A 22,431-nucleotide genomic window follows, 5' to 3' on the forward strand; every position below is an offset into this window, starting at 1 on the left:
GAAGCGCCCCGGCCTCCACTCGCCCCACGCCCGTCACCAGCACGAAAGCCGAGCCTAACGGGCCCGCTCGGCCCTCGCCCGGCGCTCGCGCTCGTGCTCGCGATCACGGTGCCGACCCTGACCTTGACCTCGACCTCGACCTCGCCCCCGCAGCCGTACCACGACATACGCCGCCACCGCGGTGACAGCCGCCACCAGCACGACCTTGGACACCACACCCACGTACGTCTCCACCAGATCCCAGCGCTCACCGAGCCAGTAACCCGCAAGCACCAGAACCGAGTTCCACCCCAGCGAACCGACGGCGGTCAGCGACAGAAACACCGGCAGGCGCATCCGCTCCAGTCCCGCAGGGACCGAGATGAGACTGCGGAAGATCGGCACCATCCGCCCGAGCAACACCGCCTTCGTACCGTGCCGCCGGAACCACACCTCCGTCCTCTCCAGATCGGAGACTTTCACCAGCGGCAGCCGAGCCCACAGCGCGAACATCCGCTCACGGCCGACGGCCCGCCCGATCCCGTACAGCGCCGCCGCACCGACCACCGACCCGAGCGTCGTCCACAACAGCGCCGAGAAGAGACTGATCACGCCCCGCCCCGCGGCAAAACCGGTCATCGGCAGGATGACCTCACTGGGCAGCGGCGGGAAAAGGTTCTCGAGCGCGATCGCCAGACCGGCACCCGGCCCACCGAACACATCGACAAGATGCGCCGCCCAACCGGCGACGCCGGTCGTCGGCTCGGCAGCGGCGGCTGAGGTCACGAGGTACATACGGAGGTCTCCTGGCGTAGGCGATCGAATGCTCCGAGGCAGGCGCCCCGAACCCCACCCACGCTAGAAATCGCAGCTCAGCACCACTACGAGGACAACCGTCCGGCTCTGTACGGTGATCCCGCGCATCACCCTGCGGTTTCCCCCAGGGCTACCAGCACGGCCGCATGCCCGACTCCAGGATCTACCCTGGCCTTATGGAGATCACCAAGCTGTCCGCAGAGGCGCGGGCCCGACGGAGCGCCGAGATAAGGGAGTTCCTGCGATCGCGGCGGGCTCAGGTGACCCCGGCCGACGCCGGCATGGCCGTAGGCGATGTGCGCGGGCGCCGCACTCCGGGGCTGCGCCGCGAGGAGGTCGCGATACTCGCCGGGGTGGGGGTGTCCTGGTACACCTGGCTGGAACAGGGCCGGGAGATCAACGTATCCGCAGATGTCCTGGACGCGATCGCCCGAGTGCTCCGCATGGACGGCGCCGAGCGCGAACACCTCTACCTCCTGGCCGGCTTGAACCCGCCGCAGGCACCACCGGTGACCGGCCGCCAGGTCCCGGACGAGCTGCGCCGGTTGATCGACTCCTGGTTGCCCCGCCCCGCCTACCTGATCGACCGGCACTGGAACCTGGTGGCCGTCAATCAGACGGCCGAGCTGGTCTTCGGCTACGAAGAGCGCGACCACAACTGCCTGGTGACCTTCTTCACCGGGGCCCGCTACCGGTCGTCGCTGCTCCACTGGCGGGACGCCGCGCAGGTCATGGCCGGTCAGTTCCGAGCGGACGCCGCACGCTACCCGGACGACGAGGAGTTCGGCCGGATCGCTGCCGATATGTGCGCCGTCAGCCCCGAGTTCGCCGAGATCTGGGCCGAGCACAACATTCGCGATGCCACGTCCGGCACCAAGGTCGTCGTTCACCCGGAGGCGGGTGAGCTCGTCTTCGACTACACCACCTTGATCCTCCCCGACCTGCCCGGCCACCGCCTGATGCTGCACACCCCGGCGACGGACACACCGACGCAGGAACGGCTGACCGCCCTGCTGGGCGCCACCGTCCCGCAGCACGCCTGACGGACCGGTCGAAGGTGGTGGTGACAGACCCAGGTTCGTCACGCACTGCCGGTGCCTCGCCGGGCCGCGCAGGATCTTCCACATGAAGCGATTCACGAACCGAACAGTCCTGATCACCGGCGGCACCTCCGGCATGGGCCTGGCCACCGCCCGCCGCCTGCTCGACGAGGGCGCCTACGTCGTCATCACCGGACGCGACGAGTCCCGGCTCGAGAAGGCCGCCGCCCGTCTCGGCGCGGGCGACCGACTGCTGACCGTCCGCGCGGACGCGGCGAACCTGGCCGACCTCGACGTCCTGATGCGCCGCATCGAAGCCTGGCGCGGCACGCTGAACGCCGTCTTCGCCAATGCCGGTACGGGCGTCTTCAAGCCCAGCGCCGAGCTCACCGAAGCCGACTTCGACCACTCCACCGACGTCAACTTCAAGGGCGTCTTCTTCACCGTCCAGAAGGCACTGCCCCTGCTGAAGGAAGGCAGCGCGATCGTCCTCAACGCCTCCTGGACCCTGCACCGGGGTCTGCCGATCGCCTCCGTCTACTCGGCGACGAAAGCCGCCGTGCACAACCTGGCCCGCACCCTCGGCTCCGACCTGGCCCCGCGCGGCATCCGCGTCAACTCCGTCAGCCCCGGCTACATCGACACCGAGATGTACCGCGGCGCCAACACCGACCCCGAGGCCGACGCCCGCAACGCCGCACAGGTACCGCTCGGCACCGTCGGCCACGCCGACGAGGTGGCCGCCGCCGTGGCCTTCCTCGCCTCCGACGACGCCTCCTACATCACCGGCCAGGACCTGGTCATCGACGGCGGCCTGGTCGGATCCGTGCCCAACAACTGACACTCCGAGGAACCACGCCCGCCGGTGATCGGTATGGTCGGCGGGGGAGTCGATCGAACGGTAGGCGGCCCCGCTCAGGACGCGGGGCCGACGACGCCCGCCAGCGTGACCATGACAGCGAGCGCCAGGTCGCCAGGGGGCGGGATGATCTACAGACGGAGCCGTACGAAGGCTGTTCGCAGCGATCGTTCCGCCATCACGTCGCTCATCGGGCAGTTGTCGCGATGGGACCGGCCGGCTCAAGTGCTGCTCATGGCACTTCTGGTGGTGGCCCTCGTGACCGAAGAGAACAAGATTTCCCGCGCGCTGTCCGCGCTCGCCCTCATCGCGTGGTCGGTGCGCTACGGCCGTCGGACCCCGGCACCCCCTCCACCCAGCGGGTCGGTGCCGGGAAAGCTGACCCCACCTCCTGATCAACCCACCACCTGACCAAGCCCTCACCCTCACCCCGCCGGGCCCACCGTCAGCGCCGGGCCATCTCGGCCACCAGACGATGGGCGCGCGCCGTGTCCCAGGTGAGCGCGGCCGCGCGGATGGCCTCGACGCCGGGAGGCACGTCCAGACCGAGTTCCTCGGCGAAGACGGTCCGGCAGCGCTCGATCACCCCCAGCGCGCCGGGCACGTCCCCCTGGGCGCAGTACGACGCGGCGAGCAGCTGCCACAGTCGCTGCCGGTGGGGGGCTCCGGCCAGCACGGTCTCGATGCGGTACGGGAGCATCTCGGTGCGCTGCGTCAGCAGGCAGGCGGTGAAGTAGTTCTGGCAGGCCTCGAGGCGGGTGTTGTTGAGGCCCATGGTGTGCGCGTGGAACCACCGTGTCGCGGGCAGCCGCTGGCCGAAGGGGCCGCGCCAGAGGGCGAGTGCCTCGCCGAGGACGCCGACCACCCGCTGGTGGTGCCCCGCGGCGAGCAGTTCACGCCCCTGTCGGGCGAGCCTGAGGAAGCGGGACAGGTCGATCTCGTCCGCGTCGACGCGGAGCGCGTATCCGGTCTCCGCGCCCCGGCTGGTGGTCAGGCGCTTGCTCAGGCCGGGCTGCGCGGTGTCCAGGCAGCGGCGCAGTCCGGTGAGGTGGCTTCTGAGGTTGGCCACCGCGGAGCTCGGCGGCGCGGCCCACAGCAGTTCCGTCAGCTCGTCCATGCCGACGAACTGTCCCCGGCGCAGCAGGAGTGCGGTGAGCAGTGCGCGGCGGGCGCTGGACTGCATCTCGGCTGTGCCTGCGATGCGTACCGGTCCGAGCAGTCTGAAGAGCATCCGGTCCTTGCCTCTCATGAACTGCACTCACCGTGCCTGCCTCCGTCGACACCGAATATCGCAGGTGGCCGAGGAGCCGAGGAACAGGAAGGGTGGCCGGATCTGGTCAACGGGACGCAGCATCCTGCCTGTTCACGGCCTGTCACGCCTGTCACAGCGGTGCCACGGGTCCGTCACCGGGTCAGTTCACAGGTTCCACCTCGCGCAGCGCGGCTCCTAAGCTCCAGGCACCATTCGCCGGCCGGATCCTTCCCCGCCCGTCCCCCACGGAGTTGCTCTTGCCCGCGCATCACATGGCCGTCCTCGGTATCACGGCGGTGGAGGAAGAGGTGTACCGGCTGCTGCTGCGCAGCCCCGGCGTCGAGCTTCCCCAGGCACACGTGCTGTCGAGGCAGGAACCGATCGTGCTGGAGTCGGCGGTGCGCCGGCTGAGGGAACTGCATGTCCTTCGGGAGGACGGCGGCAAGGTGTGGCCGCACACTCCTGACGTGGTGGTGAACCGGCTGGCCCAGCAACGGCTGGAGGAGCTCTACCACACGATTCGTACGCTCTCGGATCTGAGACCCATCGTGGACTCTCTGACGCTCGAGTCGTCCGAGCGGGGCCCGGATGCCGAACACGCCCCGGTGGAGCGGCTGATCGGCCTGCCCGCCATCCGCGAGCGCCTGGACGAACTGGCCTTCTTCGCCCGCTCGGAGATCCTGGCCTGCGAGCCGTACGACGCGCTGACCCCGGAGAACATCGAGAGCGCCCGCCCGCTCGATCTGCGCTGCCTGCGCCGCGGCGTCGTCCTGCGCAATCTGGTCCGCGGGTCCGCGGTGGCGGACGACACCACGCGGGCGTACCTCCAGGAGCTGATCGCGGCGGGGGCGCAGGTCCGGGTGATCGAGGACCTGAGTGAACTGATGCTCGTGTACGACTACCGCACGACACTCGTGCCGGTGGACCCTAAGAACACCTCCAAGGGTGCTCTCTGCTCCAGCGAGGAGGGGATCGTCACCACCGTCGTCAACAACTTCGAGCGGCTGTGGGCGGGAGCCGATGACTTCGCCGACGTGGTCGGCCCGGGGAGTCGCGCCTCCGACGGACCGGAGCTGACCGGTCTGCAGGCCGAGGTGCTACGGGCCATGTGCACGGTCAGCAAGGACGAGACCGGCGCGCGGCAGGTGGGCACGGCCCTGCGCACGTATCGCCGCTACATATCGGAGCTGATCCGGATCCTCGGCGCGGAGAACCGCGCCCACGCGGCGCTGCTGGCCCGGGAACGGGGCTGGATCTGACCACAGAGGCACGGTCAGCAGCCGCGGTCAGCCGGAAGACCCAGATATCTGCGCGGGGTCGTCCGTGCCGGGAGGTCCGGCCGCGGCCGTCTCCTCCTCCAGCGAGCGCACGACCGCGTACGCCTGGGACAGGTTCTGCATGATGGTGTGCAGCTCGGCCAGCATCCGCTCCGTCAGCCGGCCGACGACCCGCTCGGGGTTCTCGGGCCACAGCAGCCCGTCCTGCTCGAACACGGCGCCCAGATCCTTCAGCCGCCCGACGGTGGCCGCGCCCGTTTCGTACGGGTGCCAGGGTGCGGCGGCGATCGCGCGGATGCTCCGGCCGGGGTGCCGCAGGACGTGCCGGTACGTCTCCTCCTCCGCAGGCGTGAGACCCAGGGCCTGCATGCGGTGCATCGGCGGTGCTCCTCGGATGATCGGGGAAGAGGTTCGGCACATGCGACGGCCCGGGCACCATGCTCGGCGCCCGGACCGCTCGACATGCCCCGCAGGGCCATCTCGCCGCGAGGGATCAGGGCTTGGTCCCGTCCTGCCAGCCGTTGGCCGGATTGCAGCCTGCGTCCCTGGGGCCGTGACAGGGCAGCGACACCGTGGTTGCGTCACCGCTCGCGGACGTGAGGCTGCCCGCGACGGCGGCGCACGCCCCCACCGCCGTCAGCGCAGTCAGCACCGCCGCCGTGAACCCCCGGCCGAGCCTGCTGGTGACGGTACGCATCATGGGTCTTCCCTCCCGGCGCCGCGCGGCGCCGCCTTCTCGAGAGCGGTCCGGGGCCTGATCCCCGGTCGCCGCACCCGAAGCATCGCAGCGATCTTTCCCACCCCACAGAGCTCTGGTTGGCAGCCTCCTGACGCCCGCCGTGCACGATCCTGCCAACCGGGCGACAGGAGGGCGGTCACGTCACCAGTCCTTCATCGCCTCCGTGGGTGACTTGCGTGCTGCTCTGCGCGCCGGGACCACCGAGCCCGCCGCCACCACCAGCACCGTCAGACCGAGCACCAGCAACAGGGCGTTCGCGGAGGGCAGCACGAGCCATCCCTTGACGTACGGAGCCAGCTCCGCACTGCCCCGCAGCAGAGCGGCGGTGCCACCGCCGAGCACCGCACCGAGCACCGCGCCCACCAGCGCGGCCACGGCACCGACCACAGCCATCTCCGTGACGAGCATCGTCAGAACCGCACGGGTGCGGAAACCGACCGCCTTGAGGACACCGATCTCCTGAGCGCGCTGCCGCGACAACGCACCGGTCACCGTCACGGCGCCGACGAAGGCGAGCACGCCGAGCACCCCGAGCAGCACCCGGCCGACGACACTGATCATGTCCAGGACGGCAGGCAGCGCGTCGAGCTGCTGCTGGATCGTGACCGCGGGATAGCCCAGCTCCTGCACCGACTTAGTCACCGCCGGCACGTCCGCCGCTGTCTCGGCGACCACGGTCAGCTGGTCGTAGCCGATGGTGGACAGGTAGCGGTCCTCCGGTTCCCCGGCACGCCGGGCCGCCCAGGCGATCACGGTGGTGTCGGCGGCGTAGGCGGCATCGGGGTTGTCCAGCTGCCACGTCGGGTCGTACACACCGACGAGCCGAGCACGGTCACGCACCCCCTTCCCCTCGCCCTGACGCACGAAGCGAGTGGTCTCGATGTCGACGTCCTGGCCGACCCGCCCCCTCAGGTCCACACCCTGCGACGTGGCGGGCGCGACGATCTCGCCGGGGCGCAGCGGGAAGAGGTGCTTGCGTACGGACTTCACGACCGGAGGGGGCAGCGCGGGCCGGTAGGTCGTCGCATACAGCAGGACCGTGTCGCCCGCCGCCGTCAGCACACCGAACGAGACCTGGGCGCGGGGCTGGACGGAGGCGACGTGCGGCAGCTTCGCCAGCCGAGCCGCGGTGCGGTCCGTCAACTGCCGGGTGTCGGGGCGCTCGTCCGGCCGGTCGACGGTGACGCTGCGGTTGGCGCTGCTCTCCCGGACGTCAGCGTCGGCGGCGCCCTGCGCCCGGTCGGCGATCCCCAGCGCGCCCAGGCACACGGCAGCGGCGACGGTGACCAGGGCTACGAGGCCGAACAGGCGGCGCCGCAGGGCGCGGACGTTCGCGAGAGCCAGACGAAAGGTGTTCACTTCGAGCTCCTCGTCCCCGTACCCGTCTCGGTCTCCGTCTCCGTAGCCGTCTCCGTACGACCGACCGGAGCGAACGCGCCCCGTTCAAGCAGATGCACCCGGTCCGCAGCCGCCGAAACGGCCGGATTGTGGGTCACAAGAACCACCGCCCGGCCCTCACCGGCCAGCTCGTGAAACAGCCCGAGAAGGAGCTCCTCACTGTCGGTGTCGAGGTTCCCCGTCGGCTCGTCGGCCAGGATCACGGGCGGGTCGTTGATCAACGCCCGGGCCAACGCGACCCGCTGCTGCTCACCGCCCGACAGCTCGCTCGGCAGATGGTCGGCCCGGTCGGCCAGCCCCACGCGAGCCAGCAGATCACGAGCCCGCTGCTCGCCCTCTGCGCGGCGGCCAGGAAACGGCAGAGCCACATTGCGCAGAGCCGAGTGCTGAGGCAGCAGGTTGTACGACTGGAAGACGAACCCCAGCCGGCCGCGCCGCAGATCGGCCAGCTCCCTGTCCGACATGCCCGTCGTGTCGACGGGCCCGCCACCGTCCGCGCCGTCGAAGACCACGCGGCCGCGGTCCGGCGGCGTCAGTAGCCCGAGGATGTGCAACAGAGTGGTCTTCCCGGAGCCCGAGTGACCCACCAGGGCGGTCACCATGCCCCCCTCCACGGCGAGATCGGCATCCCGCAGGACATCAACCCTCCGCCCGCGCAGGGTGTAGGACTTGCTCACACCTTCGGCCCGCAGCAGCACGCTCACCGCACTCTCGCTCACTTCCCGATCCTCGTGGCGTCGGGCAACCAGCCCATGGCGCCGTCCAGTTCCCGGTCCAGCGCCCACACGCCCCAGGTGGTCTTCAGGTCGCAGGCCTCGTCGCCACCGCCGACCCGGTACAGGTCCGGCAGCCCGGGGCACCCCCGGTACGGCGTGACGGCCCGCCCGAGCGCCGCGCGCAGCGGACCGTCCAGGGCGCCGCCGAGCAGGGCGTAGGCCCGGACGACGAGGGTGTAGTCGTAGAGGGAACCGAACGGGGCCGGGTCCCGCGCCCACCGTCGCAGTGCGTCGGCGGTGATCCAGGACGGGACACGGTCGCGACGGTCGCTGTCGGCGAGACCCACGGTGAGTGTGGCCGCGGCGACCACCGCGTCCGCGGAGTCCGGTCGCCAGGCGGCGACCACCGGATCGCGGGTCTCCGCGCCCGCGTCGGCGCAGGTGAGGACTGTGCGCTGCCATGCGGTGGCGTTCTGCGGAGTCACGGTCGTGGGCACCAGGTTCGGATCCGTGCACAACTGCCGGACTCGGTCGCTCGGGTCGCTGTTCTCGGTGACGGCGCGCAGAGCGGCCCGGTTCAGCCGCTCGGTGGCCTCGGGGCTCGCGGTGCCGGACTTCTCCTCGCGGGCGATGGCCTGCAGCAGGCGGGGGTCCTCGCGCGACCAGCCGGCCAGGGTCCTCAGCCGCTGGACGAAGAGCGAGGCTTCGGGATCGCCGATGAACGCGTCGGGCTCGCGGACGGTCCCGTCGTCGAGGAGCGTGCCGTGGAGCCGCTCGAGGACCGGAGCGAAGGCGGACCGCGGTGTCCCGGCCGCCTTCAGCACGTGGACGAGCTGGTAGAGCTGCTCGTAGGGGAGTGTCGCCGCGCCGTCCCGGAGCACCGGCTCCCACACCGTGCGGTCGACGACCGCACGCTGTCCCGCCGCCTCCCGGACCAGTACGTAGCTGTAGGTGTCGGAGAGCCGTGTCGCCCGCTCGTCGGGCGACAGATCCGCGAAGCCGCCGGTGCGCGGGGCCGCGACCCGGGCGAGGGAGGCCGGGACCGGCTGCTTCAGCAGCCGGAGCGAACCGGCCAGGGCGCTACTCTGGTCGAGCGCGTGCCGCCTCTTGGCTGCCGAGCCCAGCCAGGCGACAGTGGTGGCCCGGTCCTCGGACGGTACGTCGTCCAGCCGTCCGAGCGCGTCGAGCACACCGAGCGCGGCCCAGGTGGCACCGAGCCGCGCCGCCTCGTCGTCGTCGCCGAGCGCGGAGTCGACGTACCAACCACCCTTGGTACGCGTCCGGTTCACGGCCGCGGCATCTCTCTGACCCAGCGCCCGGTCGGCGCCGGCCTGCCAGAGCGGGACCAGCCAGTCCCGGCCCCACAGCGACGAGGTCTCCAACGCTCCCTCGCGCCACGACCGGACCTGGGCGGCATCCATACGGACCCGGGGAGCGTCACCGAGTTCGGACAAGGTCCGCAGAGCGAAGGACTGGGCCTGGGGACCGGCCGGCTGCTCCCGCAGGAACGGGTGGTAGTAGTACCCGTTCTCCTGACTGACCAGACGGTCGAACTGCCCCGCAGCGGCAGGATCCCGCCCTCCCGACCGCTCGGACGCGGACCCGCCGCACGAGGTCGTGAGGAGAGCAGACACGACCACCACCCCCATCAAGACACCCATCCGCTTCGTTCCGTGTCCTGCTACGCCGAATTTCACCGAAAGTCCCCCGCGCGCTGTTTCCCTTCTCAGGGAATATCGAGTTTCAGGGAATGCAGAAGTCGCAAAAAGGTGCCGCACCGTCGGGCTCTGACGGTGCGGCACCCTCACGTACTCATGTATTCATGTCAGGCGCCGTGTCCGCCGAGGCGAACAAAGGTCACGCCGCCCCCGCGTACGCGCACTTCTCGCTGACCTTGATCCGGCTGGTCACCTTGGCCGAGCCGCAGCTCTTCGTCGACACGTAGACCGTGGCCTTGCTCGGCGTCATCTTGCCGTAGGTGTCGGCGATCCGTGCGGTGTGGTTCTTCCACCGCACCACACCCAGGGACTTGCTCTTCATCGTGAGCGTGGCCTCGGGGTTCTTGGAGATCTTGACGGAGACGCGGAAGCCGTGCGCCTTGAGCTCCGCACGGTTCTGGATCCAGGCCGCCTGCTTCGGGTGCGACCCGGACATCTTCGTGGAGGCCTTCCAGGAGCAGGACTTCACGTAGGTGCTGCAGTGCCAGGCGTTGATGCTGATCTTGTTACCGCCCGGGAGGCCCACCTGAGTGGACGCCGAGGTGGCGTGCGCCGGCGAACCCGCCAGCACGAGGGCGCCGGCCGCGAAGGCGGCGGCAGCCCCGGACACCAGACGCGTGCGTATGCCGTTGTTCATTTCGATTGTCTCCCCGTGAGATATCGAGAACGGTCACCCGATCGGGAAACCGTGTGCGTCGCCCCACCTGAATTCCTCGGGTGGCGTGCGCCGCTTTTTCTACCGGCTCCCGATCCCTCCGTGCGGCTCGGCGAGGCGAATACCAGAACGTGACGCCCGTCACAAGGAATAGGTGGAACCGATCTCTGCCGGAGAGAGTCGAAAACGGCCCGCTCCGAGGAGCCCGGAGACGCCGGCCCCTGCGCGTGCGTGACGCGGCTGCGCGGACGCCGTCGATGGAACGACCTGCAGCGATACGGACGTTCAACGCCGGTCCGGAGCCAGGGCCGGGGTGTGTTCCACGGGCCGAGCGATGACGCGAGCGCGGTCACGGGGAGGGTTCTCCGCATACGTCGGGGTGGGCTCCGAGTCCGCGCCGCGACGCGGTCGCCACACCCCTGGTGACGACCGCGCAACGCGCCCTCTGCCCTTGAACCGACCTGCGGCCCGGCTCGCCACCTGCTCAGCCGGCCCCGGCCCCTGGTCCGCCTCGGCCAGCCTCGCCACCTCGGCTCACGTGCGTCCGATGCCCGAACTGCCGCGGGGCCAGTTACCCGGGACATGCCCAAACTTCAGTCCGTAATCGGCCGGTGAGGGGTCTGGTGGGAAGCGTTCCACGCGGCGACCGACCACGGCACTGTGACGAGCGGGCTGTGGAGGACGCGACACCTCACCCCGCGGAGCCGTCAGCCCCGACGACGCCCGCCAGCGTGACCATGACCTCGACCGCCTCGCGGTCGGAGAGTCCTTGCTCCCGGCACAGAGAGCGCCAGGTCGAGAAGGCCGTGGCGTGGCCGATCACCGCCCGCCGCACGGGGGCGCGGTCGGTGCCGCCGGGCCACGGCTCGGCCAGCACCTCGACGTACTGCTCGGCCATCGCCTCACGCGCCCGGCGGATCGACTCGGGCACGGCGTGCTGGTCGCGGATGACCAGGGCCAGCATCTGCTCGCCGGCGCGGTAGAAGCGGTAGAGGTCGGCGAGCCCGGCCGTCAGCCGCTCGACGGGGTCCTCGATCGTGCGCCACTGGTCGGGCCGGGGCGGCTGCTGGCGCGACATCCAGTGCCCCGAGCATGCCTCGAACAGGGCCGTCTCGTCAGGGAAGTGCCGGTAGACGGTCATCCGCGTCACCCCGGCGCGCTCGGCGATCGCGGCGATGCTCGTCGAACCCGGGCCCGCGGTGCCGTGCAGATGCACGGCGGCCTCGACGATGCGCTGCCGGGTCCGGTCCACGTCCTCGGCCCGCTTGCGCATCTCGTAGCCACGAGATTTCAGCGAACGCTGCTGTTCACCCAAAGCTTGACACCTCCGGGTCGGCGGCGGAGACTTTTAAGGGAACACCAGTGTATCGCCAAAAAGCGCACCGAGGTGATCACCATGACCGAATCGCCGGCACCACCGCTCACCGTCGTCCGCCCCGGCGAGGGACCCCAGGGCTTCCTCGGCTCCATCGGAGTCGCCTTCAAACTGTGGGGCGCGGACACGGACGGAGCGGTCTCCGTCGTAGAGCACCCGTTCCCGGTCGGAGCCCTCGTCCCGCCACACCTGCACACCCGGGAGGACGAGTACTCGATCGTCACCGAGGGAGAGATCGGCTTCCGCTCCGGAGACCGCGAGGTCGTCCTCGGGGCCGGCGGCTACATCACCAAGCCGCGCGGCGAACTGCACACGATGTGGAACGCCGGACCCGTTCCCGCCCGCATGATCGAGATCATCAGCCCCGCCGGATTCGAGCACTTCTTCCGCGAAGTCGTCGAAATGTTCGAGGACGAACAGCCCCCGCCCGCAGACGCACTCCCTGAACTCGCCGCCAAATACGGCCTCCAACTCGGCCGCCCCGCCTGGCTGCCCGACGTCATCGCACGCTTCGACCTGACCCCACCGCCCGGCCTCTGACAGCTACCTTCCGAAAGCCCGTACAGGCCCGCACCGCGTGCGCGGCCTCGTCCAGACACGTACGGAACACAAGGGCCGCCCCTGGGCGACGCCTCAGGGACGCTGGGCCAGCGCCATACGGCGCGCGATATCAGCCGCCGCGGTCTGCACCGACAGGCGAATGCGATGGTCCGTACGGACCTTGGAGACCGGCCCGAAGACCGAGATCGCGGCGGCCTCGCCGTGCCCGAGGGCACCGATCGGAACGGCCAGACAACTGAAGCCCTTCCTGCACCCCTCGTGCTCGCAGACGACACGTGCTTCACGCACACGAGCAACATCACGTGCGGTGCTGTTCGACGAACCTGCCAGCAACGCCTTGCCGATGACCGAAGACCGGGCGGGCAAGCGGAGACCCACACGGGAACGTACGCCGGTGGCGAGTCCACCGCCGACCTTCTCGAGGTAGACAGCCTCGTCGCCGTCGAGGACGCCCAGATGCACGACGCAGCCGGTGGCCCGGTGCAACCAGTACAGACTCGGCAGGGCAGCACTACGCAGCGCATTCTGATGCGACGCCGCAGACCCCAACTCAATGATCCGCATGCCCAGTTGATAGTCCCTGCCGATGCGGTGCACCCAGCGCAAAGCGAGCATCTGCTCCAGTGCGCGGTGGGTCGAGGACAGCGGCAGCCGGGTGGCTGCGGCGATCTGCGACAGATTCAGGAGCTCCACGCCGTCCAGGGCATCGAGGATCAGCGCCGCACGCTGCATCACGCCGGCCGGTGGGCCGTCAGCACCCTGCACACGCACAGTCATCCCCTCGCCTCCCTCGCATCCCCGCCACCGGCATGCGAAACACACTCCGGACCGCGAGCACCGCACATGCGACGTCAGCCTGAACCGTAGGACGATCACAGGCCGCCGACGACCCACTGTTTCCGCCCAGCGGGAAGACAGCTGTCCCTGCTCGGACACATGGTCTGTACTCCGTCCATGACCGAACCCAACCGCCTCACGCCCGGTCCACTGCTGGCCGACCGGCGCGCCGTGGTGACCGGCGGAGCCGCCGGCATCGGCGCCGCCGTCGCACGGGTCTTCGCCACGCACGGCGCGCACGTCCTGGTCGCCGACATCGAACCGATGACACCGCACCCCTTCGACCCCGCCGCCGGCGGCTCGATCACCAGCCTCGAATGGGATGTCCGCACCCCGTGTCCGGCCGAGCTCATCGAGCACCAGCCCGACGTACTGGTCAACAACGTCGGGCACTTCGTACAGCCGCCGCACCCCTTCGACACCAACTCACCAGCCCTGTGGGACGAGCTGCACGACATCAACTTCGCGCACGTACTCCGCCTCACCCACGCACTCCTGCCCGGAATGACCGAGCGGCACCGCGGCTCCATCATCAACCTGACCACGGTCGAGGCCCACCGCGCCATCCCGGGCCACGCCGTCTACTCGGCCTACAAGGCCGCACTCACCGGATTCACCCGGTCACTGTCCGCCGAGATCGGCCCCTCGGGTGTCCGCGTGAACGCGATAGCCCCCGACCTCGTCGAAACACCCCAGGTGCCGTACGAGGACATCGTTCCCCACGAGGACCGACACCTGTGGCCGACATGGTCCCCACTGGGCGGGCCCGGGCAACCCGACGACGTCGCCGGGGTCGCACTGTTCCTCGCCTCCGACCTGTCCCGCTTCGTCACCGGAGGCACCATCCACGTCGACGGCGGAACCCACGCCGCCGGCGGCTGGTTCCCACGCCGTTCCGGCGGCTGGACCAACCGCCCCCGCACCCCCTGACCTCACCGAACGGAACTCTCCCCATGAAGATTCTGATCATCGGCGGAACCGGCATGATCGGCGCCCACGCCGCACTCCATCTACGCGACCACGGCGACGACGTCACGGTCGCCGGCCGCGGACCGGCCCCCGACGACTCCCCGGTAGCCGACTTCCCGCACCTGACCGGCGACTACACCGCGCCCACCTTCACCCCCGAGCAACTCGCTCCCTTCGACGGCATCGTGTTCGCCGCCGGCCAGGACGTGCGACACAAGAACCCCGACGACGACACCACGGCATTCTGGGAGAACACACAACGTGCCGGGGTCCCCCGCATGGCAGCACTGGCCAAGCAGGCCGGCGTGAGCCGCTTCGTCCAAGTAGGCAGCTACTACCACCACCTGCGCCCGGACCTGGCCGCGAGCAACCCCTACATCGCGGCACGCAAAGCGGCCGACGACGGGGCGCGCGCCCTCGCCGACGCGTCGTTCAACGTCTGCACACTCAATCCGCCCTCGATCATCGGGGCCATTACCGGCGCCTCCGCCCGGCGCTACCGGCGGATGGTGTCGTGGGCCGCCGGCAACGAGCCAGGCATCCCCGACTTCGCCCCACCCGGCGGCACCAACTACATGTCCGCCGATTCCCTGGCCCAGGCCATCCGGGGAGCCCTGCTCCACGGCGAACCCGGCGCGGCATATCTGATCGGCGATCAGAACATGTCCTACCGCCAGTTCTTCCAGCTACTGGTCGACGCCGCAGGCGGCAAGAGAGTCATCGGCGAGCGCGACGAGCAGCATCCACTGCAACCGGACCCGTCCATCATCCAGGGACGAGGCAACACCCTGGCCTACGAACCCGCCCCCGAGGACGTGCGCCGCCTCAGGTTCACCAGGAACGACTGCGCCCGCGCGGTGGAGAACCTCATCGACATCGTCACGGCGGCGCACTGAGCCATTTCCAACCTCACGTTGATGCGTGATGAAGGACGAGGACGGCCTTCACGAAGTCGGTGATGCGGTTGGTGCTGCCACGGAGCTTCCGCAGAAGCCTCCGGCCCTTCACGCGCACGGCGTGCCGGTAGCCAAGGGAACTGAGATCTCCGAGCAGATGCCACCGGGCGAAGAGGAAGGCAGCGCCGCTCAGCGACTGGGCCCCGGTATGGGCTCAGAACACCGTGCGCCCCCCGATCGAAGTACGTCCGGCACTTGAGGCTCTTGTCGCTCCCCGACGGCTCGATGTCGGCAATCGGATGGTGGGCGCTGCACCGCTGGCCCGTTACGGTTTTCGGTCACCTCTTCGCATTTTCAAATCTCTGTTCCCATGATCCTGTCAGGGTGTCAGTGCCCGCCGTCATGCTGCTGGCCAGCCAGAACGAGTTCGGCTGAGGCCGACTTGGCAGGCGGAACGGATCAAGGTCTGACGGAGGGGGACGACACGGTGCCCGTGGAGGCGACCGAGGAACAGGCGGCAGCACGGGACAGCTTCGCCGCCGGCAACGATCTCGCCCTGGTAGCGGGAGCGGGAACAGGCAAGACATCGACCCTGGTGATGATGGGCGCCGCGACCCGCCGCCGCGGCATGTACATCGCCTTCAACAAACCCATCGCGCTGGAGGCCAAAGCCCGCTTCGGCAACAACGTGCACTGCAGCACCTCGCACGGCCTGGCCTACCGTGCACTGGGCAGCCGCTTCAAAGCGCGCCTGGACGCCACCCAGCACATGCCGATGTGGCGCACCGCTCAGCTCCTGAACATCGACCGCGACCTTGCCGTCGGGGGACGCCGGCTCAAGCCGACGACGCTGGCCCACCTCGTGATGGAGATGGTCCGGCACTTCTGCTACTCCACAGAGGAGCAGGTGGCAGCGCGCCACCTCGGGATCGTGAACGGACTCGACGAGGCCGGACAGCAGTACGTCGCCGGCGTGCTGCTGCCCCGGGCCCGCTGGGCATGGGACGACATCTGCTCGCCGAACGGCACGCTGCCCTTCAAGCACGACCACTACCTCAAGATGTGGGCCCTCACCCGGCCTCGGCTGCCCACCGACTACATCCTCCTCGACGAGGCACAGGACACGAACCCGGTCCTCGAGGAAATCTTCCTCGCACAGAACGCACAGCGCGTCTGCGTCGGCGACCCGTCCCAGCAGATCTATGAGTGGCGGCACGCCAAAGACATCATGAGCGGCTTCCCCGGCCAACGGATGGAACTCACCCAGTCCTTCCGCTTCGGACCGGTCATCGCGGACGTGGCCAACCACTGGCTGCGCGCGGCCGCCTCCACCATGCAACTCACCGGCCACGCCGCCGAACCGTCCCAGCTCACACAGGTTGACGTCCCCGATGCCGTGCTGTGTCGCGGCAACGCGGACGCCCTCGCCGAAGTCCTGCGCTTCTTGGACCAGGACGTGCCCGTCGCGCTCGTCGGCGGAGGAAAACCGCTGCTGAACATCGCGAAAGCCGCCATCGATCTAAAGGCCGGCCGCCGAACCTCCCACCACGACCTCGCCCTCTTCACCTCCTGGGGCGAGGTCCAGGAGTACGCCGAGCAAGACTCGGCCGCCGCAGACCTCAAAGCCATCGTGGAACTCGTCGACACCTACGGCCCCCAGCAGATCATCACCACCGTCCAACGCATGACCGACGAATCCCAGGCCCAGGTCGTCGTCTCCACCGTGCACAAGGCCAAGGGCCGCGAGTGGAACCGCGTACGCATCGGAGCCGGCTTCACCCCACCAGACGACGACACACCCCGCGCCGTACACCCAGCCGCAGCACGCCTCATCTACGTCGCCGTCACCCGCGCCCGCCACCTCCTCGACATCACCGGCATCAAACGCCTCCAGGCCCACGCCGCATCCGCCACCGCCGACACCACCCCCGACGGCATCTCCCTCGCGCGGCTACCACTCACCGGACAGCTCAAGTACCCACGCTCGCCCATGTCCACCTTCCTCGCCTGCCACCTGCCCCACCCCGAGCGCCTCCTCGCCTCCTACCTCCGACACACCCGCGGCCTCCCACACCCCACCCAGCCCCTCAACGAACGCCGCCCCGACTACGCCGCCCTCGGCCACACCATCGACTACCGACTGCGCCTGAGCCTCGGCTCCGACCCGGGACCCGCCGCGATCGCCGGCATCGACCTGATCGGCAGCACCGCACCAATCGACGGAGCACCCCCAGCAGCCGTACGCGCCAACCTCCACACCATCGGGGCCGGCATCATGCGCCGCCTCCACGCCCACCTCACAGACCCCAACCGCCTGCTCAACGACGACGACCTGACCAGGCTCTGCTTCATCACCAGCTTCTTCGAAGCCATCTACCGCAACGGCTCCTTCCACCGCAAACGCAACCTCCTCGCCCACGTCGACGAGCACACCACCGTCAACGGCCTCATCAGCGCCGTACCGCACTACGTCCTCGACGACATTGACGAGCAGATGAAACTCGCTGAAGACCCTTTCAAGCCCCTACGGAACCTTCCCCCCGAAGAACGCACCTGCGGAGCCGTGTTCGCCGGCAGCGCCGACGTGAAGGCCGACGCAGACTTCATCACGGGCGGGATCCTCATCGACTGCAAAGCCACCACCCGGCCGCACCGCCTCGGGCAGGAAGAAGTCCAGCAGCTCGCGGGCTACCTCCTCCTCGACTACGACAACCGCTACGACATCCGCGAAGTCGCCTTCTACCTCTCGCGCCAGGGCGCCCTGATCCGCTGGACAGTCCCCGAGTTCCTCAACGCGCTCGGAGCTCGAACCTCACTGCCCATGCTACGGAAAGCCCTCCGAGAACACCTCGCTACGAGTCGTCGTTAGAGCCTCCCGATCCCCGGCAAGTCGCACCGCAGCCGCGCTGGGCGCACTGCTGCGGTTGGCCCTGGCCAGCAACCTCACTCCTACGGACGCGCGGGCGCTGCTCCTGCACATCACCGCACTGCATGGACCCAACGCCTCCGGGCAGGTCAGGTTCGCGCGTTGGCCGGCGGCTCGCTGGCGTCGGCGCAGCGAGAGGGGAGACTGGCTGCTCGTGACCGAAGAACTGCTGAAGCAGCACACGGTGGACCCGAGCGCTCCGCCACCTGGCCCTGGAAGCGGCTCTGGAGCGCGCACATGCCACCGCACAAGGCACCAGCCCGGCCCCCTTCGCCCAACACGTAGCCGCTGTGATTGAGGTGGGAGAAGACAATGGCCAGGTGGATGCGCTGCTGCACGCCCGGCTCCTTGTTACTCAACTCGTATGCGGAACACGGGATTTCGCGGAGCGCCTAGTGCACCAAAGCTCAGATGAAGCTCAAATAATGACCATGAAGCGGTCAATTGATCTTCACATTGTGAGCACTACGTGATCAGGCACTCACAACATCTTCCGTCCATGCCGACCTCTCCATCCGGGGAGGTCATTGACATGAGCACTGCATGTTGGAGATCTTCATGCGCCGCAGAAGCAACGCCACCCTGGTCGCCCTTGCCATCGCCGCGGGGTCGGTCATGTTCAGTGCGCCGTCCGCTTCGGCCGTCACCTACTGCGACAGCTCCGGCTACACCGTCACCAACGAGCCCATGGAGCGATGCACCAAGCTGTCCAACGGCATCCTGGCCGTGAAGCAGAATTCCAGCGGCCTCGTCAGCACCGAGTACTACAAGTCGGGCGGCTCCACCATCACCGCCAAGCTCGGCTACTCGCGCGGCGGGACCAACCACTACGGCAGCTCTGTCTCCATCAGCTCGGGCTCGACGAAGCGGCAGACGTGGTCGCTGTCGGCCGGCTCGTACTGCACGAGCACCATCGGCATGCTCAGCTACAGCGGCGGCACGTTCCAGACGCCGTCTTCGCACTGCTGAAGCTGAACCAACACACCGCAGGCCCCGTCTCCGAAGGCGGGGCCTGCCCTCCTACCGGTCCCGTTCTCCCCGAGATGACCACGCAAGGAACCACGCCGTGTTTTCCGCCATCTTTCAACACCACGTCGGCTACCTGGCCGCGTGCACACTGATTGGTCTCATTCTCGGCGGCGCAGCTTGGATGCTCGCCGGTAAACGCGAGAACCCTCATGGCGCATGGTGGGCCGGGCTCGCCTTCACTCTCACCGGCGTTCTCGGCGTCACCTTCATGGGCGGGGGCTCAGCCAGCGGCGTATGCGTACTCAATCACCAGTTCGCCGAGCCCTTTCACACCACGCAAGGGTTGTGGAACCTGGCCATGATGGTGCCCGTCGGCGCCTGCGCGCTCCTGGCCATCCGTCGCCCGCTGCCTGTACTCGTGGGAGTGATCGCGCTTCCACCGGCCATCGAATTCATCCAGGCCACCGTTGACGGCCTGGGCCGCGTGTGTGACAGCGCCGATGCCGAGATGAACATCATCGGCGGGCTGATCGGCTTCACCGTTGTCGCCGTCGTGCTCGCCATCCGCGACTCCCTCGCCTGGCGGGCGGGTGCCAAGGGGGCCCTCATCGCCTTCGCAGCGCTGCTCCTCCTGGGGTCGGGGGTGGTGCGTCCGATGCTCGACTTCACCAACGTGGACGGCAGCAGCCTCGTCGACGCAAGCTCCGGCCAGAAGAAGGCGGTTGAGTCCGCCGTCCATGAGGCGTTCGGTGATCGCTACAGGATCGGCAAGATGTACGAGCAGCCGTGCGGTGACGCGCCCTGCACCAGCATCGTCTTCAACCTGCACTTCCGTGAAGCAGGCAACTCCGGAGGCTTCGGCACCGGCAGCCTCTCGTGGCCGGACAAGAAGCACCTGAACGTGCAGCTGGAGAACAGCGACCGTCCCACTGCCATGGGCTACCCGGTCGAAGGTGCGAAGGCCCCGTCCACCGATGCAGCAGCCGCCCGGATCGCGAAGTCCTATGCCCAGCGAACGTATCCGTGGGCGAAGAGTGCCACCATGCACCAGACGTCCCCGGTGGGTGCAAAGGCCGAGCTGGGCTGGATGACGAACTGGAGATGGACCCACAACGACGTTCTGATGCCCAGGATGCTGGACGTCCAGGTGGACAGAGCAGGCCGTGTATCCCAGATCGATGTCAGGTGGGGACCTACCCGGGCAAAGCTTCCCGAGGCCAAACTTGACGCCGAGCAGGCCGAGAAGGCCGCGACGAAGTCGGTCAAGGCACAGCTGCGAGCCAACGGCAACGCCGGCGCAGAATTCCACGCCAAGGCTGTCACCGTGAAGGCGGTCGAGCAGGACGGCAAGTGGCAGCCCAACTGGCTCGTCAACGTGACCTGGCCCAGCACTGGAGACAGCGATGGTGGGCAGGAGCAGCCTGTGGTCGACATCTACCGGGTGAACGCCGTGACGGGGCAGGTGTACGACGCGACCGGCCAGCCCCTCAAATCCGCCTGACGCCCTCACCGGTGCGTCAGTGGCGTTGGGCTTGTTCGCCGGAACCGTTTCTGGCGGACAAGCCTGTCCACAGGCGGCCATTCCGTACGCATCGGTGCAGGGCCCGGCGTTGACGGGGATGCGGCACCAGGCCCCCCATCTCCCCTGGTGGGTTCGTCCTGCGACGATCGGACTGAGTGTTCTCCCAGCAAGAAGGTGGTTGCGGCACGTCGAGCACCGCCGCTTCGGTGCGAAGATCGCGCCCCCGCTTCGTGATTCCCGAGGAGTCCTGCGCGTTCCCTCTTCTGTTGCCAGCAGCTGACCGCGGGCCGGGTAGGGGCCACTGCCTGCAGACGAGCGCGGCCAGGCGCTTCATCCCGCCGGGAGGCCGTCGTTGCAGTGCTGCCTGCACACCAGCCGCCAGGCTTGAGACTGGGTGGCCGGCGGCTGCCGTATGGCAGCCGGGACTCGTCGGTGTTTTCCGCAGGCCGCGGGCCGTGTTGATGAGTGATCGGTGCCCGGTGTACGCGCGTTCGGCGGCGGCGACGTCACGCTCGTCGAATTCGCCGTAGAAGTAGATAACGCCGTCCATGAGTTCGCGTTTCCACGCACCCGTGGGCCTCGAGCCAGGACGGCCTCGGCAGTCATCGGCTCGTGGGCTGGCGGAAGATCAGGGCCGATCATCCAGACCTCCATCCACACGCCGAACGCCCACTACGCATCTTCATCGCCCTGATCCGGTCCGCCGCTGTTCGTGCCCAGAGCGCGGTCGATGAGCGCGCGGTGGTCCGCCCCGCTCATCGACTCCTCCCAGCGGGCGGCTGTCACCGGCGGTGACGCCGAGGACCGCAGCGATGCCTGCATCAACGGCTCACTCTTCGGAGCCATCGGCACAGCAGCAGCCGGTCCCGTCGCCAGGGCCCTCAGAATGGGCGTCGGAAGGTAGTAGGGCTTCATAGTTCGGCAGGGGTGGGCAAGGCCATCCGGCTCGCGCACCCCTGCTCGTGGGCCAGGCAAACGTAAGGGGGGGAATGAAGAAGCAGCCGGTGGAGTGGCGTGACCGATGGCAGGGCTCATCAGACCTGGGCGCGTTCGGCCTGATCGTCGTGGGTCTGCCGAAACTGGTCCAGTACGGGATCGGAGTCGAGTTTCTGCTGTCCGCGCTGCTAGGCATCGCCGTTGGCGCAGTCATCGGACTCCTCTTCCCCTCGATCACGGCACGTGTGCGGACCAAGCGCACCCCTGCCCCGCCCCCGCCGCACCCCCCGCTGCCCCCACCGCCCGTGGGCACGCAAGGGAGGCCCTCGGGAACGCCCTCCACGACGGAACCGAACGTCAGAGATGTCCCCGAAGAGCCGAGCTGAGGTGTGGTGCGCTGATCGACGACGGCATGGCTCGGAGATCACGTCCCCGGATCTTCGAAGCCATGCCTGTCGTGTTCCGAGAACATCGCCGCTGAGCTGATAGTCCGCCACGAACCGGACATCACGCGACTACGCCGAAGCCCTGTCCGCAAGACCACCTTCAACACCACCTGCAAAAACTCCCGCAAAACCCTAGTGCAACCTACGCCTGAGAACTCAGCAAAAGCCCAGGTCAGAGCCACCGCCAAGGGTTCACCAATAGCGCCGACAACCCCTCACACGCACCCCGTCCACCCCGACCAGCAGGGGGAGAAGAGCTGGACAGGACGGATGGCGGCGCGTGCTCGAGGCCAAAGGCGCCGAGCTGTCCCCTTGCGCGTCGGCCGGGGGCCGTGCGCCTCGACGGCTCGGCACAGCGAGCCACGCCGCTGGCGCCTGACGCTCCTTCGTGCAGACCACCGGGATGTTAAGTACGCCTACTCAGGCGCAGTTGGCGCCCAGGAGCGCACACTGGTGATGTTGGTTGGTTTGTCGGTGGTGGGTCGGTGTGGAGATGTCAGTGGTCTGGCGGGTGTCGGGGGCTGGTAGAGGTGGGTTTCGAATCT

General features: G+C 68.7%; 20 protein-coding genes. 10 read left to right on the forward strand and 10 right to left on the reverse strand.

Annotation, left to right across the window (positions count from 1 at the left end; genetic code table 11):
- Window positions 1-54: 54 nt before the first annotated feature.
- On the reverse strand, window positions 55-774 hold the full coding sequence (locus ACIBTU_RS32920; protein WP_399130330.1) for a DedA family protein: 720 nt from the start codon (window positions 772-774) through the stop codon (window positions 55-57).
- 197 nt (window positions 775-971) lie between these two features.
- Between ACIBTU_RS32920 and ACIBTU_RS32925 the strand changes: the two genes are divergently transcribed.
- The 3 genes from ACIBTU_RS32925 to ACIBTU_RS32935 all read left to right on the forward strand — a co-directional run bounded on the left by ACIBTU_RS32925 (window position 972) and on the right by ACIBTU_RS32935 (window position 3,105).
- Window positions 972-1,838, forward strand: a complete 867-nt coding sequence (locus ACIBTU_RS32925; protein ID WP_399130331.1) for a helix-turn-helix transcriptional regulator — start codon at window positions 972-974, stop codon at window positions 1,836-1,838.
- A gap of 82 nt (window positions 1,839-1,920) precedes the next feature.
- Complete coding sequence (locus ACIBTU_RS32930; RefSeq protein WP_399130332.1) at window positions 1,921-2,676, forward strand: SDR family oxidoreductase; 756 nt, start codon at window positions 1,921-1,923, stop codon at window positions 2,674-2,676.
- A 144-nt stretch (window positions 2,677-2,820) separates the two neighbouring features.
- Window positions 2,821-3,105 carry a hypothetical protein gene (locus tag ACIBTU_RS32935; RefSeq protein WP_399130333.1) on the forward strand — a complete coding sequence of 95 codons (285 nt, stop codon included), beginning with the start codon at window positions 2,821-2,823 and terminating at the stop codon, window positions 3,103-3,105.
- Window positions 3,106-3,139: 34 nt separating this feature from the next.
- Here ACIBTU_RS32935 and ACIBTU_RS32940 read toward each other — a convergent pair whose 3' ends face one another.
- A complete protein-coding gene (locus ACIBTU_RS32940; protein ID WP_399130334.1) occupies window positions 3,140-3,943 on the reverse strand; it encodes a BTAD domain-containing putative transcriptional regulator in 804 nt (267 codons plus the stop codon).
- A 260-nt stretch (window positions 3,944-4,203) separates the two neighbouring features.
- On the opposite strand from ACIBTU_RS32940, the gene ACIBTU_RS32945 reads away from it, so the two are divergent.
- Entirely contained in the window at window positions 4,204-5,205 is a 1,002-nt protein-coding gene (locus ACIBTU_RS32945) for a helix-turn-helix transcriptional regulator (RefSeq protein ID WP_399130335.1), read from the forward strand.
- 27 nt (window positions 5,206-5,232) lie between these two features.
- Here ACIBTU_RS32945 and ACIBTU_RS32950 read toward each other — a convergent pair whose 3' ends face one another.
- From ACIBTU_RS32950 to ACIBTU_RS32980, 7 genes are all read right to left on the reverse strand, one after another.
- Entirely contained in the window at window positions 5,233-5,601 is a 369-nt protein-coding gene (locus ACIBTU_RS32950; protein ID WP_399130336.1) for a hypothetical protein, read from the reverse strand.
- A gap of 115 nt (window positions 5,602-5,716) precedes the next feature.
- The gene (locus ACIBTU_RS32955; RefSeq protein WP_399130337.1) at window positions 5,717-5,923 is read right to left on the reverse strand and encodes a hypothetical protein; all 207 of its coding nucleotides are present in this window, start codon (window positions 5,921-5,923) and stop codon (window positions 5,717-5,719) included.
- A gap of 180 nt (window positions 5,924-6,103) precedes the next feature.
- Window positions 6,104-7,321: an ABC transporter permease gene (locus ACIBTU_RS32960; protein ID WP_399130338.1), complete on the reverse strand. Its 1,218-nt coding sequence runs from the start codon at window positions 7,319-7,321 to the stop codon at window positions 6,104-6,106.
- Window positions 7,318-8,079: an ABC transporter ATP-binding protein gene (locus ACIBTU_RS32965; RefSeq protein ID WP_399130339.1), complete on the reverse strand. Its 762-nt coding sequence runs from the start codon at window positions 8,077-8,079 to the stop codon at window positions 7,318-7,320. The genes ACIBTU_RS32960 and ACIBTU_RS32965 overlap by 4 nt, the downstream gene beginning before the upstream one ends.
- Window positions 8,076-9,710 (reverse strand): hypothetical protein, encoded by a 1,635-nt coding sequence (locus tag ACIBTU_RS32970; protein WP_399130340.1) that lies wholly within the window; start codon window positions 9,708-9,710, stop codon window positions 8,076-8,078. The genes ACIBTU_RS32965 and ACIBTU_RS32970 overlap by 4 nt, the downstream gene beginning before the upstream one ends.
- 223 nt (window positions 9,711-9,933) lie before the next feature.
- Complete coding sequence (locus ACIBTU_RS32975) at window positions 9,934-10,431, reverse strand: hypothetical protein (RefSeq protein ID WP_399130341.1); 498 nt, start codon at window positions 10,429-10,431, stop codon at window positions 9,934-9,936.
- A gap of 709 nt (window positions 10,432-11,140) precedes the next feature.
- Window positions 11,141-11,764, reverse strand: a complete 624-nt coding sequence (locus ACIBTU_RS32980) for a TetR/AcrR family transcriptional regulator (RefSeq protein ID WP_399130342.1) — start codon at window positions 11,762-11,764, stop codon at window positions 11,141-11,143.
- An 81-nt stretch (window positions 11,765-11,845) separates the two neighbouring features.
- On the opposite strand from ACIBTU_RS32980, the gene ACIBTU_RS32985 reads away from it, so the two are divergent.
- Window positions 11,846-12,364, forward strand: coding sequence for a cupin domain-containing protein (locus ACIBTU_RS32985; protein ID WP_399130343.1), 519 nt, complete (start codon window positions 11,846-11,848; stop codon window positions 12,362-12,364).
- A 93-nt stretch (window positions 12,365-12,457) separates the two neighbouring features.
- Here the strand turns inward: ACIBTU_RS32985 and ACIBTU_RS32990 are convergent, their stop codons facing one another.
- The gene (locus tag ACIBTU_RS32990) at window positions 12,458-13,162 is read right to left on the reverse strand and encodes an IclR family transcriptional regulator (RefSeq protein WP_399130344.1); all 705 of its coding nucleotides are present in this window, start codon (window positions 13,160-13,162) and stop codon (window positions 12,458-12,460) included.
- Between the two features lie 177 nt (window positions 13,163-13,339).
- Between ACIBTU_RS32990 and ACIBTU_RS32995 the strand changes: the two genes are divergently transcribed.
- From ACIBTU_RS32995 to ACIBTU_RS33015, 5 genes are all read left to right on the forward strand, one after another.
- The gene (locus ACIBTU_RS32995) at window positions 13,340-14,152 is read left to right on the forward strand and encodes an SDR family NAD(P)-dependent oxidoreductase (protein WP_399130345.1); all 813 of its coding nucleotides are present in this window, start codon (window positions 13,340-13,342) and stop codon (window positions 14,150-14,152) included.
- A 23-nt stretch (window positions 14,153-14,175) separates the two neighbouring features.
- Window positions 14,176-15,087: an NAD-dependent epimerase/dehydratase family protein gene (locus tag ACIBTU_RS33000; RefSeq protein ID WP_399130346.1), complete on the forward strand. Its 912-nt coding sequence runs from the start codon at window positions 14,176-14,178 to the stop codon at window positions 15,085-15,087.
- A 487-nt stretch (window positions 15,088-15,574) separates the two neighbouring features.
- Window positions 15,575-17,956: a UvrD-helicase domain-containing protein gene (locus ACIBTU_RS33005; RefSeq protein ID WP_399130347.1), complete on the forward strand. Its 2,382-nt coding sequence runs from the start codon at window positions 15,575-15,577 to the stop codon at window positions 17,954-17,956.
- 600 nt (window positions 17,957-18,556) lie between these two features.
- On the forward strand, window positions 18,557-18,982 hold the full coding sequence (locus ACIBTU_RS33010; protein ID WP_399130348.1) for a hypothetical protein: 426 nt from the start codon (window positions 18,557-18,559) through the stop codon (window positions 18,980-18,982).
- Between the two features lie 97 nt (window positions 18,983-19,079).
- On the forward strand, window positions 19,080-20,483 hold the full coding sequence (locus ACIBTU_RS33015) for a VanZ family protein (protein WP_399130349.1): 1,404 nt from the start codon (window positions 19,080-19,082) through the stop codon (window positions 20,481-20,483).
- The last annotated feature ends 1,948 nt before the right edge of the window (window positions 20,484-22,431 follow it).

Source organism: Streptomyces sp. NPDC050145, from assembly GCF_044460245.1.
In the GTDB taxonomy this organism is placed as follows: Bacteria; Actinomycetota; Actinomycetes; order Streptomycetales; family Streptomycetaceae; genus Streptomyces.